Source organism: Pseudomonas sp. TE31087, from assembly GCF_057284075.1.
Window position 1 is genome coordinate 5,303,800 of record NZ_JBXVNN010000001.1, and the last position, 14,470, is coordinate 5,318,269.

General features: G+C 64.3%; 15 protein-coding genes. 3 read left to right on the top strand and 12 right to left on the bottom strand.

The window, feature by feature from the left end; genetic code table 11:
* Window positions 1-10 precede the first annotated feature (10 nt).
* From ACZ899_RS23975 to ACZ899_RS23990, 4 genes are read right to left on the bottom strand one after another with little or no spacing between them, the layout of a single operon-like run.
* Complete coding sequence (locus ACZ899_RS23975) at window positions 11-1,168, bottom strand: osmoprotectant ABC transporter ATP-binding protein OsmV (RefSeq protein ID WP_234560403.1); 1,158 nt, start codon at window positions 1,166-1,168, stop codon at window positions 11-13.
* The gene (locus ACZ899_RS23980; protein WP_203650748.1) at window positions 1,165-1,818 is read right to left on the bottom strand and encodes an ABC transporter permease; all 654 of its coding nucleotides are present in this window, start codon (window positions 1,816-1,818) and stop codon (window positions 1,165-1,167) included. Before ACZ899_RS23980 ends, ACZ899_RS23975 begins: the two co-directional genes overlap by 4 nt.
* Entirely contained in the window at window positions 1,815-2,726 is a 912-nt protein-coding gene (locus tag ACZ899_RS23985; protein WP_203650750.1) for a glycine betaine ABC transporter substrate-binding protein, read from the bottom strand. Before ACZ899_RS23985 ends, ACZ899_RS23980 begins: the two co-directional genes overlap by 4 nt.
* A 13-nt stretch (window positions 2,727-2,739) precedes the next feature.
* Entirely contained in the window at window positions 2,740-3,453 is a 714-nt protein-coding gene (locus ACZ899_RS23990) for an ABC transporter permease (protein ID WP_046854270.1), read from the bottom strand.
* Window positions 3,454-3,744: 291 nt separating this feature from the next.
* On the opposite strand from ACZ899_RS23990, the gene ACZ899_RS23995 reads away from it, so the two are divergent.
* The 3 genes from ACZ899_RS23995 (at window position 3,745) to ACZ899_RS24005 (ending at window position 6,218) form a co-directional block, all read left to right on the top strand.
* Window positions 3,745-4,191, top strand: coding sequence for a type II toxin-antitoxin system RelE/ParE family toxin (locus ACZ899_RS23995; protein WP_234560402.1), 447 nt, complete (start codon window positions 3,745-3,747; stop codon window positions 4,189-4,191).
* 3 nt (window positions 4,192-4,194) lie between these two features.
* Window positions 4,195-4,524 carry a helix-turn-helix domain-containing protein gene (locus ACZ899_RS24000; protein WP_203650753.1) on the top strand — a complete coding sequence of 110 codons (330 nt, stop codon included), beginning with the start codon at window positions 4,195-4,197 and terminating at the stop codon, window positions 4,522-4,524.
* Between the two features lie 110 nt (window positions 4,525-4,634).
* A complete protein-coding gene (locus tag ACZ899_RS24005) occupies window positions 4,635-6,218 on the top strand; it encodes a peptide chain release factor 3 (protein WP_234560398.1) in 1,584 nt (527 codons plus the stop codon).
* Between the two features lie 159 nt (window positions 6,219-6,377).
* Here the strand turns inward: ACZ899_RS24005 and ACZ899_RS24010 are convergent, their stop codons facing one another.
* The 8 genes from ACZ899_RS24010 to ACZ899_RS24045 form a co-directional block, all read right to left on the bottom strand.
* Window positions 6,378-7,457, bottom strand: coding sequence for a polyamine ABC transporter substrate-binding protein (locus ACZ899_RS24010; RefSeq protein WP_234560397.1), 1,080 nt, complete (start codon window positions 7,455-7,457; stop codon window positions 6,378-6,380).
* Between the two features lie 52 nt (window positions 7,458-7,509).
* Window positions 7,510-7,851: a cupin domain-containing protein gene (locus ACZ899_RS24015; RefSeq protein ID WP_203650757.1), complete on the bottom strand. Its 342-nt coding sequence runs from the start codon at window positions 7,849-7,851 to the stop codon at window positions 7,510-7,512.
* A gap of 33 nt (window positions 7,852-7,884) precedes the next feature.
* Complete coding sequence (locus ACZ899_RS24020) at window positions 7,885-9,291, bottom strand: NAD(P)/FAD-dependent oxidoreductase (RefSeq protein WP_234560396.1); 1,407 nt, start codon at window positions 9,289-9,291, stop codon at window positions 7,885-7,887.
* Between the two features lie 64 nt (window positions 9,292-9,355).
* Entirely contained in the window at window positions 9,356-10,165 is an 810-nt protein-coding gene (locus tag ACZ899_RS24025; RefSeq protein ID WP_232855661.1) for an AraC family transcriptional regulator, read from the bottom strand.
* Window positions 10,166-10,499: 334 nt separating this feature from the next.
* A complete protein-coding gene (locus ACZ899_RS24030) occupies window positions 10,500-11,468 on the bottom strand; it encodes a peptide ABC transporter ATP-binding protein (protein ID WP_110735730.1) in 969 nt (322 codons plus the stop codon).
* Window positions 11,468-12,436, bottom strand: a complete 969-nt coding sequence (locus ACZ899_RS24035; RefSeq protein WP_028689621.1) for an ABC transporter ATP-binding protein — start codon at window positions 12,434-12,436, stop codon at window positions 11,468-11,470. Before ACZ899_RS24035 ends, ACZ899_RS24030 begins: the two co-directional genes overlap by 1 nt.
* Window positions 12,437-12,446: 10 nt before the next feature.
* Window positions 12,447-13,373: an ABC transporter permease subunit gene (locus ACZ899_RS24040; protein ID WP_096048649.1), complete on the bottom strand. Its 927-nt coding sequence runs from the start codon at window positions 13,371-13,373 to the stop codon at window positions 12,447-12,449.
* Between the two features lie 10 nt (window positions 13,374-13,383).
* Entirely contained in the window at window positions 13,384-14,394 is a 1,011-nt protein-coding gene (locus ACZ899_RS24045; RefSeq protein ID WP_234560395.1) for an ABC transporter permease subunit, read from the bottom strand.
* Between the last annotated feature and the right edge of the window lie 76 nt (window positions 14,395-14,470).

Sequence of the window (14,470 nt, forward strand, 5' to 3'; positions counted from 1 at the left end):
CGGCTTTCTATCAGGAGGCCACTGCCTCTGCTGGCGACACGATACTGGTCTTGCCGCCCCGCGACCTGCCCGAGCTCAGGTACGCCGCAATCGACTCCTGCGTCACCTCCCCCAAGAACATCCCTTCGGCATCCAGCACCGGCAACCATGCCCGGTTGAACTCGTACATCCGCGACAGCAGGATGCGCAGGTGCTCGTCATGCGCCGCGGTGGCATTGAACGTCCGCAGGAAATCCCCGCACGTCCCCTGCTGGCGGTGCATGTCGCGCCTGCGCACATAACCCAGCGCCTTGTTCTGCCCATCGGTGACCACCACGTAGCGGCGGTCATGCTCGTCCAGCAGTTCCAGCGCGTCGCTCACCGCTGTTTCCGGGCTCACCGATGGCGCGTTGTCCGCGGCATCCTCGGCGCGGACCAGCAGCAGGCGCTTGAGCGTGCTGTCCTGGCCGACGAAGTTGCTGACGAAATCGTCCACCGGATGGGCCAGCAAGGTGTCCGGGTGATCCAGCTGCAGCAGCCGGCCTGCGCGGAAGATGGCGATCTTGTCGCCCAGCTTGATGGCCTCGTCGATGTCGTGGCTGACCATGATCACGGTCTTGTTCAGTGCCCGCTGCATCTCGAAGAACTCGTTCTGGATCATCTCGCGGTTGATCGGGTCGACCGCGCCGAACGGCTCGTCCATCAGCAGCACCGGCGCCTCGGCGGCCAGGGCGCGGATCACGCCGATGCGCTGCTGCTGGCCGCCGGAGAGCTCGCGTGGGTAGCGCTGCAGGTACTGCTTGGGCTCGAGCTTGATCATGTGCATCAGCTCGCGGGCGCGGTCGTGGCAGCGCTGCTTGTCCCAGCCGAGCAGGCGTGGCACCACGGTGATGTTCTCCTCGATGGTCATGTTCGGGAACAGGCCGATCTGCTGGATCACGTAGCCGATATGCCGGCGCAGGGTCACTTCGTCCAGCGCGCTAGTGTCCTCGCCATTGATGAACACCTGGCCGGCGGTCGGGGTGATCAGGCGGTTGATCATCTTCAGCGTGGTGCTCTTGCCGCAGCCCGAGGGGCCGAGGAACACGCAGATTTCGCCTTCGTTGACGGTGAGGCTGACCGCGTCGACGGCTTTGACGTCCTTGCCGTTGACGTTGAAGGTCTTGCTGAGGTTCTTCAGTTCGATCATGGGCGCAGTCCTTCCGGAGTCAGGGCACGTTGCAGGGTTTGCAGGAGCAGGTCAGCGATGATCGCCAGCAGGCTGACCAGCACGGCGCCGACCAGCAGCATCGACATGTCGCTGCGGCTGATGGCGGTGAGGATGAGCACGCCCAGGCCGCCGGCGCCGATGGTCGCGGCGATGGTCATCACGCCGATGTTCATCACCACGGCAGTGCGCACGCCGGCGAGGATCACCGGCACGGCGATGGGCAACTCGACCATGCGCAGGCGCTGGCCGAAGGTCATGCCGATGCCGCGGGCGGCCTCGCGGATGCCCGGTTCGACGTTGGTCAGGGCCAGGTAGGTGTTGCGCAGGATCGGCAGCAGTGAATAAAGGAACACGGCGGTGATCGCCGGCAGCGGTCCCAGGCCCTGGCCGAACTTCGAATAGAACGGCAGCAGCAGGCCGAACAGGGCGATCGAGGGGATGGTCAGCAACACCGTGGCGCTGGCCTGCAGGGGGCCGGCGAACACCGGGAAGCGGGTCATCAGGATGCCCAGCGGCACGCCGACGATGATGGCCAGGCTCACCGCGATGCCGACCAGCATGATGTGCTGCCAGGTCAGTTGCAGGACCTGCGCCCAGTCGAGGTGGGCAAAGGTGTCGAGCAGGTTCATGGTTGTACCTCGCCGAGTGAATGCTCACGCAGGAATGCCGCGGCGACCACGGTCGGGCTCTGATGCTCGACATCGACCTGGGCGTTGAGCTTGCGCATGGTCTGGTCGTCGAGCTGATTGGCCAATGGCTCGAGCAGGGTGGCCAGTTGCGGGTGGGCGTCGAGCACCGCCTTGCGCAGCACGGGCGCTGCGGTGTAGTCGGGGAAGTAGTGCTTGTCGTCTTCCAGTAGCTTGAGGTCGAAGGCGTCCAGGCGCCCATCGGTGGTGTAGACCAGGCCGGCGAACACCTGGTTGTTGCGCATTGCGGTGTAGACCAGGCCGCCATCCATCTGGCGGATGTTGCGCCGGTCCAGGGGCAGCCCGTACATCTCGCGCAGGCCGACCAGGCCATCGGGGCGGTTGGCGAACTCGGTGTCCAGCGCCACCAGGTGGTTGCGGCCGGGCTCGTCACGCAGTACCTGGTTGAGATCGCTGATGGTGTTGACCTGCGGGTAGGTCGCAGCGACCTGCCTGGGCAGCCCCAGGGCGTAGGTGTTGCTGAATTTCGACGGAGTCAGCCAGACCAGTCCTTTTTCTGCGTCGAGTTTTTTGACCCGGGCGTAGGTGGCCTCGGCGCTGGGCATGCGTTCGTCGATATGGTTGTAGGACACCAGCGAGACCCCGGTGTATTCCCACATCAGGTCGAGCTGACCGGTTTCCTGGGCCTGGCGGGCGATGTTGCTGCCAAGGCCGGCGGTCACCCGCACGTCGAAGCCGTTGGCGCGCAGGTACTGGGCGGTGATTTCGGCGAGCACGGTCTGTTCGGTGAACACCCGCGCGCCGATGCGGATCAGCGGTTTTTCCGCCGCCTGGGCAAAGCCTGCGCATAGCAGGACCGCGCCCAGCAACAGGGCGATTGTCTTCTTCATGGTTTCCCTCTCGTTATCGGGCCAGGCCACGTTCCAGCCAGCGCTTGCTGGAGAAACTCACCAGCGCGTCGAGCGCCAGGGCCAGCAGCGCGGTACACGCGGCGCCCAGCAACAGCTGCGGCTGGTTGTTCAGGGCGATGCCGGGGAAGATCAGGCTGCCCAGGCTGTTGGCGCCGATCAAAAACGCCAGCGGCGCCGTACCCACGTTCAGCGCCAGGGCCACGCGCACGCCGCCGACGATGATCGGCACGGCATTGGGCAGTTCCACCTGCCACAGCTGCTGGCGCGGGGTCATGCCGATGCCGGTGGCGGCTTCCTTGAGCGAGGCGGGGACGTTTTTCAGGCCCTCGTAGGTATTGCGCACGATGGGCAGCAGGGAGGCGAGGAACAGCGCGAAGATCGCAGGACCCGCGCCGATGCCCAGGATACTCAGGGCGATGGCCAGGACGGCCAGGGGAGGAATGGTGTTGCCAACGTTGAAAAACTGCATGAAGCGCTCGGCCTTGTCGACCCGGTGCGGTCGACTCAAGGCAATGCCGGCGGGGATGCCCACGGCCAGCGCCGCCGCCATCGAAGCCAGCACCAGGACCAGGTGCGCTTGCAGGTAGAACCCAAGATCGTCGCGGTAGCGGTCGATCGTGTCGATGCCGATCCAGTGGACCAGCAGGGCCAGGATGACGAGCACGGCGGCCCATCCCAACAGCCCTTTTCCGTAGCGTGCAGCCACAGGCGGACTCCTTTTTTATAGTCGGCGATCACACCCCCGTGTGGCCGGCCATTCCTGGCGGCGGGCAGCGTGGTCGCGAGCAGCAGCCCGATGCGCGGCATCAGGCCATGAGCCGAACCCCGTCGGGCTCGTGAAGCAGGTGAAACCAGCCCTGAACCGAAGCGGGTTGCAGGGGAGTGGACGTCTCCGTGGAGGGAAAGGTTCCCATCTGGGGCGGCGTTTGGCCAGTGCTAATCACTGGGCTGTAGGAAATTTCACGCGAAAATCAAGCGTAAATATTACGTTGAGACGTTGAAGTACCTGCTATCGAGGCATCTTGCAGATGTTCAGGATTTCTTCTCGAAGAATCTTGATATGCGCTTGAGGGAATATTCCCTTAGAGGTATTTTAATGGGGTGGTCTATTGGAATGTGCCGGGAGTTCAATGCCGAGCTGCAGGTGTTGACCGAGGTGGTACAGAATGAATTGCTGGCGCAGCTCCATCTGCTCAAGCATTTTGGCCCCGCATTGGGGCGTCCACATGTGGACACGCTGAAGGGCTCGAGGCATTCGAACATGAAAGAGTTGAGGTTCAACGCAGATGGCGGTGTATGGCGAGTCGCATTCGCTTTCGATCGTTCGCGCTCCGCGTTGCTGCTCGTTGCGGGGGACAAGGCTGGCATCAATGAGCGTAGATTTTATGGAAGCCTGATTACCCGTGCCGATGAACGGTTTGATCGACATTTGTCCAGAGGTTGATAAATGTACAAGACACTTGAAGACGTGATGAACGAGCTGACGCCTGAGCGCAGGGCAAGAATCGAGGAGCGTGGTCGCGAACTGATTCGTGAGGAAATGACGCTTCAGGCCTTGCGTAAACAACTCGAGATCACCCAGGAAAGCATGGCCGAGCGCCTTGACGTTCGTCAGGGCAATGTTTCCAGGTTCGAGAACCGTAGCGATATGTTGATCTCTACGTTGCGTGACTATCTGGAAGCCATGGGGGGGAGACTGGAGCTGGTCGCTCATCTGCCTGGCCGCGCTCCTATAACCATCGAGGGGCTTGCCGGCGATTCGCTTGTCGATGGTTAACCAATGCGGCAGGGGCGAATTGGGTCGAACCGTTGGGGCTTGTTTTGGCCTGACGCCCGACTTCAGGTATGATATCGCCCCTTTTTGAATCCCCAGTCAGGCGATTTCCCATGACCAACCAGGCCGCCGAAGTCGCGAAGCGCCGCACTTTCGCAATCATTTCCCACCCCGACGCCGGTAAGACCACCATCACCGAGAAGCTCCTGCTGATGGGCAAGGCGATCGCCGTCGCGGGCACCGTGAAGTCGCGCAAGTCCGACCGCCACGCCACCTCCGACTGGATGGAAATGGAGAAGCAGCGCGGTATCTCCATCACCACCTCGGTGATGCAGTTCCCCTACCGCGAGCACATGATCAACCTGCTCGACACCCCCGGCCACGAGGACTTCTCGGAAGATACCTACCGCACCCTGACCGCGGTGGACTCGGCGCTGATGGTGCTCGACGGCGGTAAGGGTGTAGAGCCGCGTACCATCGCCCTGATGGACGTCTGCCGCCTGCGCGACACGCCCATCGTCAGCTTCATCAACAAACTCGACCGTGACATCCGCGACCCGATCGAACTGCTCGACGAGATCGAGGCGGTGCTGAAGATCAAGGCCGCGCCGATCACCTGGCCGATTGGTTGCTACCGCGACTTCAAGGGCGTGTACCACCTGGCCGGCGACTACATCATTGTCTACACCCCGGGCCACGGCCATGAGCGTACCGAGGCGAAGATCATCGAGAAGCTCGACTCCGATGAAGCCCGTGCGCACCTGGGTGACGAGTACGATCGCTTCCTCGAGCAGCTGGAGCTGGTACAGGGTGCCTGCCATGAGTTCGATCAGGACGAGTTCATCAATGGCCAACTGACGCCGGTGTTCTTTGGTACCGCACTGGGCAACTTCGGAGTCGACCATGTGCTCGACGCCGTTGTCGACTGGGCGCCGCGCCCACTGGCCCGTGTCGCCCACGAGCGTACCGTGGAGCCGGTGGAAGAGAAGTTCTCAGGCTTCGTGTTCAAGATCCAGGCGAACATGGACCCGAAACACCGCGACCGTATCGCCTTCATGCGCATCTGCTCGGGCAAGTACGAGAAGGGCATGAAAATGCGTCACGTGCGGACCGGCAAGGACGTGCGCATCGGTGACGCGCTGACCTTCTTCTCCTCCGAGCGCGAGCAACTGGAAGAAGCCTATGCCGGCGATATCATCGGCCTGCACAACCACGGCACCATCCAGATTGGCGACACCTTCACCGAAGGCGAGGCGCTGGGCTTCACCGGTATCCCGCACTTCGCCCCGGAGCTGTTCCGCCGCGTGCGCCTGAAGGACCCGCTGAAATCCAAGCAACTGCGCCAGGGCCTGCAGCAGCTGGCCGAAGAGGGCGCGACCCAGGTGTTCTTCCCCGAGCGCAGCAACGACATCATCCTCGGCGCGGTCGGCGTGCTGCAGTTCGACGTGGTCGCCAGCCGCCTGAAGGAAGAATACAAGGTCGAGTGCGCCTACGAGCCGATCACCGTCTGGTCGGCGCGCTGGATCAGCTGCGACGACAAGAAGAAGCTCGAGGAATTCCAGAACAAGGCCGTGGAGAACCTGGCCATCGACGGTGGCGGTCACCTGACCTACCTGGCCCCGACCCGGGTCAACCTGTCGCTGATGGAAGAGCGCTGGCCGGATATCAAGTTCCGCGCGACCCGCGAGCATCATTGATTCCGCAGGTCTGCACTTGACCCTGTAGGAGCGGCCTTGTGCCGCGAAAGGGCCGCAAAGCGGCCCCAGAGATCTTTGCCTAACACTGAACCCTGGGGCCGCTACGCGGCCCTTTCGCGGCACAAGGCCGCTCCTACAGGGGGCGCGTAATGCCTGCAATCAATTCCCGGCCTTGATACTGGTCCAGATGCGTGTGCGAATGCGGTCGATCTTCGCCGGCATCGCCTCCAGCGCATACAGCTTGCCCATCACATCCGCGCTCGGGTAGATCATCGTGTTGCCCTTCATCGCCGGGTCCACCAGCGTGTCAGCCTGCTGGTTGCCATTGGCGTACTGCACGAAGTTGCTGATGTTCGCCATCACCTGCGGCTGCAACAGATAGTTCATGTACGCGTACCCGGCCTTCTCGTTGGGCGCATCGGCCGGCATGGCGACCATGTCGAACCACATCGGCGCGCCTTCCTTCGGGATCGAGTAGCCCACCTTCACCCCATTCTTCGCCTCCTCGGCACGGTTCTTCGCCTGCAGCACGTCGCCCGAGAAACCCACCACCAGGCACACGTCGCCATTGGCCAGGTCGCCGGTGTACTTCGAGGAGTGGAAGTAGCTGATGTACGGGCGCACTTTCATCAGCAGTGCCTTGGCCTTGTCGTAGTCGGCCGGGTTCTGGCTGTGGTGCGGCAAACCCAGGTAGTGCAGGGCGATCGGCAGCAGCTCGGGGCCATTGTCCAGCACCGCCACGCCGCAGCTCTTGAGCTTGGAAAGATATTCGGGCTTGAAGAAAAGGTCCCACGAATCGATGGGGGCACTGTCGCCGAGCACCGCCTTGACCTTGTCGATGTTGTAGCCGATCCCGGTGCTGCCCCACAGGTACGGGAAGCCGTACTGGTTGCCAGGGTCGTTCACCTCCAGGGCCTTGAGCAGCACCGGGTTGAGGTTCTTCCAGTTCGGCAGCTGCGACTTGTCCAGTTTTTTCAGGGCCTTGCCCTGGATCTGCCGGGCCATGAAGTGGTTGGAAGGGAACACCACGTCGTAGCCGGAGTTGCCGGTCATCAATTTGCCGTCGAGGGTCTCGTTGCTGTCGAACACATCGTAGGTGGGCACGATGCCGGTGGCTTGCTGGAAGCTCTTCAGGGTGTCCGGGGCGATGTAGCTCGACCAGTTGTAGATCTTCACCGAGTCGGCGGCGCCGGCGACGCTTGCGGCCAGCATCAGGGGGGCGAGAAGGAGCGTGCGCATGTCGGGGTTACCTTGCTTTGTCTGTTGTTATCGAAGGCAGGCGATCAGCGGATCAGAAAATCAGTACGTAGGTTTTGCGCACGGTCTCCTGGATATCCCAGGTGCCGAGGCTGTTGGCCGGTAGCATCAGGGCGTCTCCGGCTTCTATGAATAGTGGCTCGCCACCGTCCGGGGTGAAGGTGCAGCGGCCCTTGAGGAAGTGGCAGAACTCCTGCTGCACGATCTGCCGCCGCCAGCGCCCCGGGGTGCACTCCCAGATTCCGGTCTCGACGCCGTCACTGCGTTCGACGCAAGTGACCGAGGTGACCGCGACCGGCTCGCCGAGGGGCACGGCGACCGGGGTGGAGCTGTCCAGGATGGCGCTGTCGGTGTGCTTGAACTGGGTGATGCTCATGACCGGTGGATCCTGTGTGGTGATGAAGGGAAGTCAGTGCATGAAACCTTCCATGAAGTCGGCCAAACCGCTGGCCAGGCGCCGCCGCCAGGGGGCGCTGGCCGGGTTGGCGAGGGTCCGGTCCTCGTGGACGAAACTCTGGATGATTGCGTTGTAGCCCAGCCAGCGGCAGGGCTCCGGTGGCCAGCTGGCCAGGCTCGACAACGGGCGGTTGTCGTGCACCCAGGGCTGGGCCGTGAGTTCGTTGTGTTGGCCGAGGATCAGCGCGGCCAGGGTGCGCCCGCCCAGGTTGGTGGCGCCGACGCCTTCGCCGCCGTAGCCACCGGACAAGGCGATGCCGCGCTGGCGGTCACACAGCATGTGTGGGCGAAAGCGCCGGGCCATGCCCAGGTTGCCGCCCCAGGAGTGGGTGATGCGCACATGCTTGAGCTGCGGGAACAGTTCGCCGAACAGGTAGCGGCGCAGTTCGACTTCGTTGTCGGTGAGGGTGAAGTCTTCGCGCAGGCGACCGCCGAAGCGGTAGCCGCCGCGGGCGCCGAACACCAGGCGGTTGTCGGCGCTGCGCTGGCCGTAGGTGACCTGGCGGCTGTTTTCGCTGAAGGCCTGGCCCTGGCTCAGGCCGATCTGTTCCCAGGTCGACTCGGGCAGCGGCTCGGTGGCCACCAGCAGGCTCTGCACCGGCAACTGGTGCCGCCCGAGGGGGGGCAGGCTGGCGGCGTAGCCTTCGACGGCCGGCACCACCCAGTGGCTGCGGATGCGTGCCAGCGGGGTGCGCACTTCGCCGGTCTGCCAGTCGACGGCCGGGGTGTTCTCGTAGATCGGCACGCCCATGGCCTCGACCGTCCGCGCCAGGCCGCGCACCAATCTGGCCGGTTGGATCGTGGCGACATGTGGGCTGTAGAGCGCGCCGTAGGGGTTGCTCACCTTCAACTGGGCATCCAGCTGTTCGGGGCGCAGCCAGCGGTAGTCGTCTTCGTTCATGCCCTGGCGGTAGAGGTCATCGAGCCAGGCGCGCAGGCTGCGCTCCTGTTCCGGGTAGCGGGCGGCGCAGTACAGCACGCCGCCCTTGCGGTAGTCGCAGGCGATACCTTCGCGCAGCAGCACGTCGTGGACTTCGTCGGGGATGCCGTGCAACAGGTCGATGCTTTCACGCCGCTGTTGCGGCGAGAGCGTGGCAAGCAGGCGGTCCTCGCCCAGCAGGTTGCCCATCAGCCAGCCGCCGTTGCGCCCGGAGGCGCCGAAGCCGGCGATATTGGCTTCGATCACGGCGATGTTCAGCTGAGGTGCCTGGCGCTTGAGGTAGTAGGCGGTCCACAGGCCGGTGTAGCCGGCGCCGATGATGCACACATCGAGGTCCAGGTCCTGGCGCAGTGCGGGGCGTGCGCACAGGGGCTCGTCGAGCTGGTCCATCCACAGGCTGATCGTGCGCAGGGGTTGCATCGGGTCGGGCTCCACATCCGCTGGGGTCTGTGGGCGATCCTAGTGAAGCGCGGGCGGGGCTGTCTTACGTGCGTGCACGCAGGGAAATTTGCTTCAGATACGCCTTGGGCGACAGCCCGGTATGCTCGCGAAAGCACTTGTAAAAGGCCGACAGCGAGTTGAAGCCGGCATTGAACGCCAGTTCGTCGATGGGCGTGCGTGCACTGGCGTCGGCGAGGCTGGCCATCAGGTGTTGCAGGCGCGCCTGGTTGACGTAGCGGTAGAAGCTCTGGCCGAGCACCTGGTTGAGCAGGTAGGAGATCTGGTTGCGGCTGTAGCCGCTTGCGTCGGCGACCTGCTGCAGGTCGAGTTCCGGGTCGAGATAGGGGCGTTGGGCCTGGAAGTAGTGCTCCAGGTCCTGGGCCATGGTCGACAGCTGGCGCGGTGACAGGCCCAGGCGGCTGGTGGCCGGACGCGGGCCGCCCGGCAGGCTGGCGTTGCCGCCCTGGCGTACCAGGGTGGCGTATTCGTTGACCCGCCAGATCAACCCGTCCCTGACCGTGATCGCCTCGCTGGACTGGAACGCCACCAATCCCTCGCCACCCTGGACCGTGACCTGGTACTGGATGAACGCGGTGCAGCCGTCGACGCGGATACGGTCGCTGTGGACGATGTCCTCGCCGGCTTCATGGGGCAGGCAGGCGCGCACGTAGTCGCGCAGCTCGTCGAAGCCGAGCACGCGGTTCTGGAAGAAGTCGTGGTACTGGACATGTGGGTGGTAGAGCGCCATCACCCCGTCCAGGTCGCGATGCTTCCAGCACAGGTGGTAGCGCATGACGGTGTCGGCGGTGAGCGGGGTCTGCCCGGGGCCGTCGGGGAGGGGAGTGGCGGTCATGGGCTCGATAGTGCATTGCAGAAAACCCAGGCGCAAGGGCATGGATCCGGCATTTTGCACGGTTTCTGCAAGCGGTTACCGGCTAAGGCTTTGATTCATATGCGTGTAATTTTTTGATACAGCTGGCATGCAGGGTGCACCTCTTTTGTTCAACACCGAACGAGGAGAACGGCCATGCGCTCGATACTGCTGTGGATGATTGGGGTGCCGATTCCGGTGATCATCCTGATCTGGTTCTTTATGCATTGAAGCAATCGCGGGGCAAGCCCGCTCCCACGAGAACCGTATTGGCCACGTGGGAGCGGGCTTGCCCCGCGATGAAGGCTACATCGATCTAGAGGAACTGCTCGGCATAGTGGCAAGCCACCTGCCGCGTACTCACCTGTCGCAACGCCGGCACTTCCTTGGCACAACGCTCGGTGGCATACGGGCAACGCTTGTGGAACGCGCAACCATCCGGCGGATTCAACGGGTTGGGCAGTTCACCGGCAATGCGGATCTTCGGCTTCAGAGGATCCGGATGGATCGCCGGGGTCGCCGACAACAGCGCCTGGGTGTACGGGTGCAGCGGCTTCTCGTAGATATCCTCCTTCGGCCCCATCTCCGCCGGCCGCCCGAGGTACATCACCAGCACCTGGTCCGCCACATGGCGCACCACCGCCAGGTTGTGGGAGATGAACACGTAGGCGGTGTTGAACTCCTTTTGCAGGTCCATGAACAGGTTCAGCACCTGGGCCTGGATCGACACGTCCAGCGCCGAGGTCGGCTCGTCGGCCACCAGCACCTTGGGTTGCAGCATCATCGCCCGGGCCAGGGCGATACGCTGGCGCTGGCCGCCGGAGAACATGTGCGGATAGCGCTGGTAGTGCTCGGGGCGCAGGCCCACCTGCTCCATCATCTTCTGCACTTTCTCGCGGCGCTCGGTCTTGCTCAGCGAGGTGTTGATCAGCAGTGGCTCGGCGAGCTGGTCGCCGATCTTCTGCCGCGGGTTGAGCGAGGCGTAGGGGCTCTGGAACACCATCTGCACGTCGCGGCGCAGTTGCTTGCGCTGGTCCTTGCTGGCGCCCTTGACCTCGTGGCCGGCGATCTGCAGCGAGCCGGAGGAGGGCTCCTCGATCAGGGTCAGGGCCCGGGCCAGGGTCGACTTGCCGCAGCCGGACTCACCGACCACGGCCAGGGTCTTGCCGGCCTCCAGTTCGAACGACACACCATTGAGCGCGCGGACCAGCGCATGGCCCTTGAACATGCCGCGGGAGACTTCGTAGTGGCGGGTCAGCTCACGAGCGGAAAGAACGACGGCCATCACGCCACCTCCTGGTTCAGCGGATAGAAGCAACGCACCAGGCTGTGAGCCTGGGGATCGAGGGCCGGGCGCTGCCGGCGGCAGTTTTCCTGCACATAAGGGCAGCGCGGCGACAGCAGGCAGCCCTGCGGCCGGTCATAGCGACCGGGGACGATGCCGGGCAGGGTGGCCAGGCGCTCGGCGCCGATGCTGTGCTCGGGAATGGCCGCCAGCAGCGCTTCGCTGTACGGGTGGGCGGGGATGTCGAACAGCTCCGGCACCTGGCCGACTTCGACGGCCTGGCCCGCGTACATCACGCACACGCGCTTGGCGGTCTCGGCAACCACCGCCAGGTCGTGGGTGATGAGAATGAGCGCCATGTTGCGCTCTTTTTGCAGGTTGACCAGCAGCTCCATGATCTGCGCCTGGATGGTCACGTCCAGGGCGGTGGTCGGCTCGTCGGCGATCAGCAGTTTCGGCTCGCCGGCAATGGCCATGGCGATTGCCACGCGCTGGCTCATGCCGCCGGACAGCTGGTGCGGGTAGGCGTCCAGGCGGCTTTCGGCGGCTGGGATCTCGACCTTCTTCAATAGCTCCAGGGCACGCTGGCGCGCGGCCTTGCCTTTCAGGCCGAGGTGCTGACGCAGCACTTCCTCGATCTGGTAGCCCACGGTGTAGCTGGGGTTGAGCGCGGTCATCGGGTCCTGGAAGACCATGGCGATGTCCTTGCCCACCACCTTGCGGCGCTGGCGGCCGCTGAGCTTGAGCATGTCGATGCCGTCGAAGTTGAGTACGTCGGCGGTGATGCGCCCGGGGGCGTCGATCAGGCCCATCAGGGCCATCATGGTGACGGACTTGCCGGAGCCGGACTCGCCGACGATGGCGAGGATCTCGCCGGCGTCCACGCTCAGCTCGAGGCCGTCCACCACGGGCACGGCATTGGCGTCGCCGAAGCGCACGTTCAGGTTGTTGATCTGCAACAGTGACATGGCGTTCTCCTCAGGCGGCGTTCTTGAGTTTCGGGTCCAGCGCGTCGCGCAGGCCGTCGCCCATCAGGTTGATTGCCAGCACACTGAGCAGGATCGTCAGGCCGGGCAGGCTCACCACCCACCAGGCGCGCTCGATGTAGTCGCGGGCCGAGGCCAGCATGGTGCCCCACTCTGGGGTCGGCGGCTGGACGCCAAGGCCAAGGAAGCCCAGGGCGGCGGCGTCGAGGATCGCCGAGGAGAAGCTCAGCGTTGCCTGGACGATCAGCGGCGCCATGCAGTTGGGCAGCACGGTGACGAACATCAGGCGTGGCAGGCCGGCGCCGGCCAGGCGCGCGGCGGTGACATAGTCGCGGTTCAGCTCGCCCATCACCGCGGCGCGGGTCAGGCGCACGTAGGAGGGCAGCGAGACGATGGCGATGGCGATCACCGTGTTGATCAGGCCTGGGCCGAGGATGGCGACGATGGCCACGGCCAGCAGCAGCGACGGCAGGGCCAGCATCACGTCCATCAGGCGCATGATCGAGGGGCCGAGGATCTGCGGGAAGAAGCCGGCCAGCAGGCCCAGCAGGATGCCCGGGATCAGCGACATCACCACCGACGACAGGCCGATCAGCAGCGACAGGCGGGCGCCCTGGATCAGCCGCGAGAGCAGGTCGCGACCCAGTTCGTCGGTGCCGAGGATGAACTGCCAGGTGCCGCCTTCGAGCCACACCGGCGGGGTGAGCAGGAAGTCGCGGTATTGCTCGCTGGGGTTGTGCGGCGCGACCCAGGGGGCGAACAGGGCGCAGAACACCACCAGGGTCATGAAGGCCAGGCCGGCCACCGCGCCCTTGTTGCGCGAGAAGGCCTGCCAGAACTCTTTGTACGGCGAGGGATAGAGCAAGCTTTGGTCGACCGCGCTGGGCGGGGTGACGGATTTCGGAATCGGGCTGGTCATGGCGGAGTCCTCAGCGCTGATGACGGATGCGTGGGTTGGCCAGGCCGTAGAGGATGTCCACGACGAAGTTGACCAGGATCACCAGGCAGGCGATCAACAGGATGCCGTTCTGGACCACGGGGTAGTCACGGGCACCGATGGCCTCGATCAGCCATTTGCCGATGCCCGGCCAGGAGAAGATGGTTTCGGTGAGCACGGCGCCGGCCAGCAGCGTGCCGACCTGCAGGCCGAACACGGTCAGTACCGGGATCAGCGCGTTGCGCAGGCCGTGGATGAACACCACGCGCGACGGCGACAGGCCCTTGGCGCGGGCGGTACGGATGTAGTCCTCGCGCAGCACTTCGAGCATCGACGAACGGGTCATCCGGGCGATCACCGCCAGCGGGATGGTGCCCAGTACGATGGCCGGCAGGATCAGGTGCATCACCGCGTCCTTGAACGCGCCTTCCTCGTCGCTGAGCAGGGTGTCTATGAGCATGAAGCCGGTTTTCGGCTCGATGTCGTAGAGCAGGTCGATGCGCCCGGAGACCGGTGTCCAGCCCAGGCTTACCGAGAAGAACATGATCAGGATCAGGCCCCACCAGAAGATCGGCATCGAGTAGCCGGCCAGCGAGATCCCCATCACCCCGTGGTCGAACAGCGAGCCGCGCTTGAGCGCGGCGATCACCCCGGCCAGCAGACCGATGACCCCGGCGAACAGCAGGGCGGCCAGGGCCAGCTCCAGCGTTGCCGGGAACAGGGTGAGGAATTCGTTCCATACGCTTTCACGGGTGCGCAGGGATTCGCCCAGGTCGCCCTGGGCGAGCTTGCCGACATAGTCCAGGTACTGGGCCGGCAGCGGTTTGTTCAGGCCCAAGCGCTCCATGGCCTGGGCGTGCATTTCGGGGTCGACACGGCGCTCGCCCATCATCACCTCGACCGGGTCGCCGGGGATCAGGCGTATGAGCGCGAAGGTCAGCAGGGTGATACCGAAGAAGGTCGGGATCAGCAGGCCCAGGCGTCGGGCAATAAAACTCAACATTGTCAGGGGTACCTCATCAGCCGGTAACGGCGCGCCGCCGGGGCCTCTTGCACAAGGTCCGGCGGCTGTTGTTGTT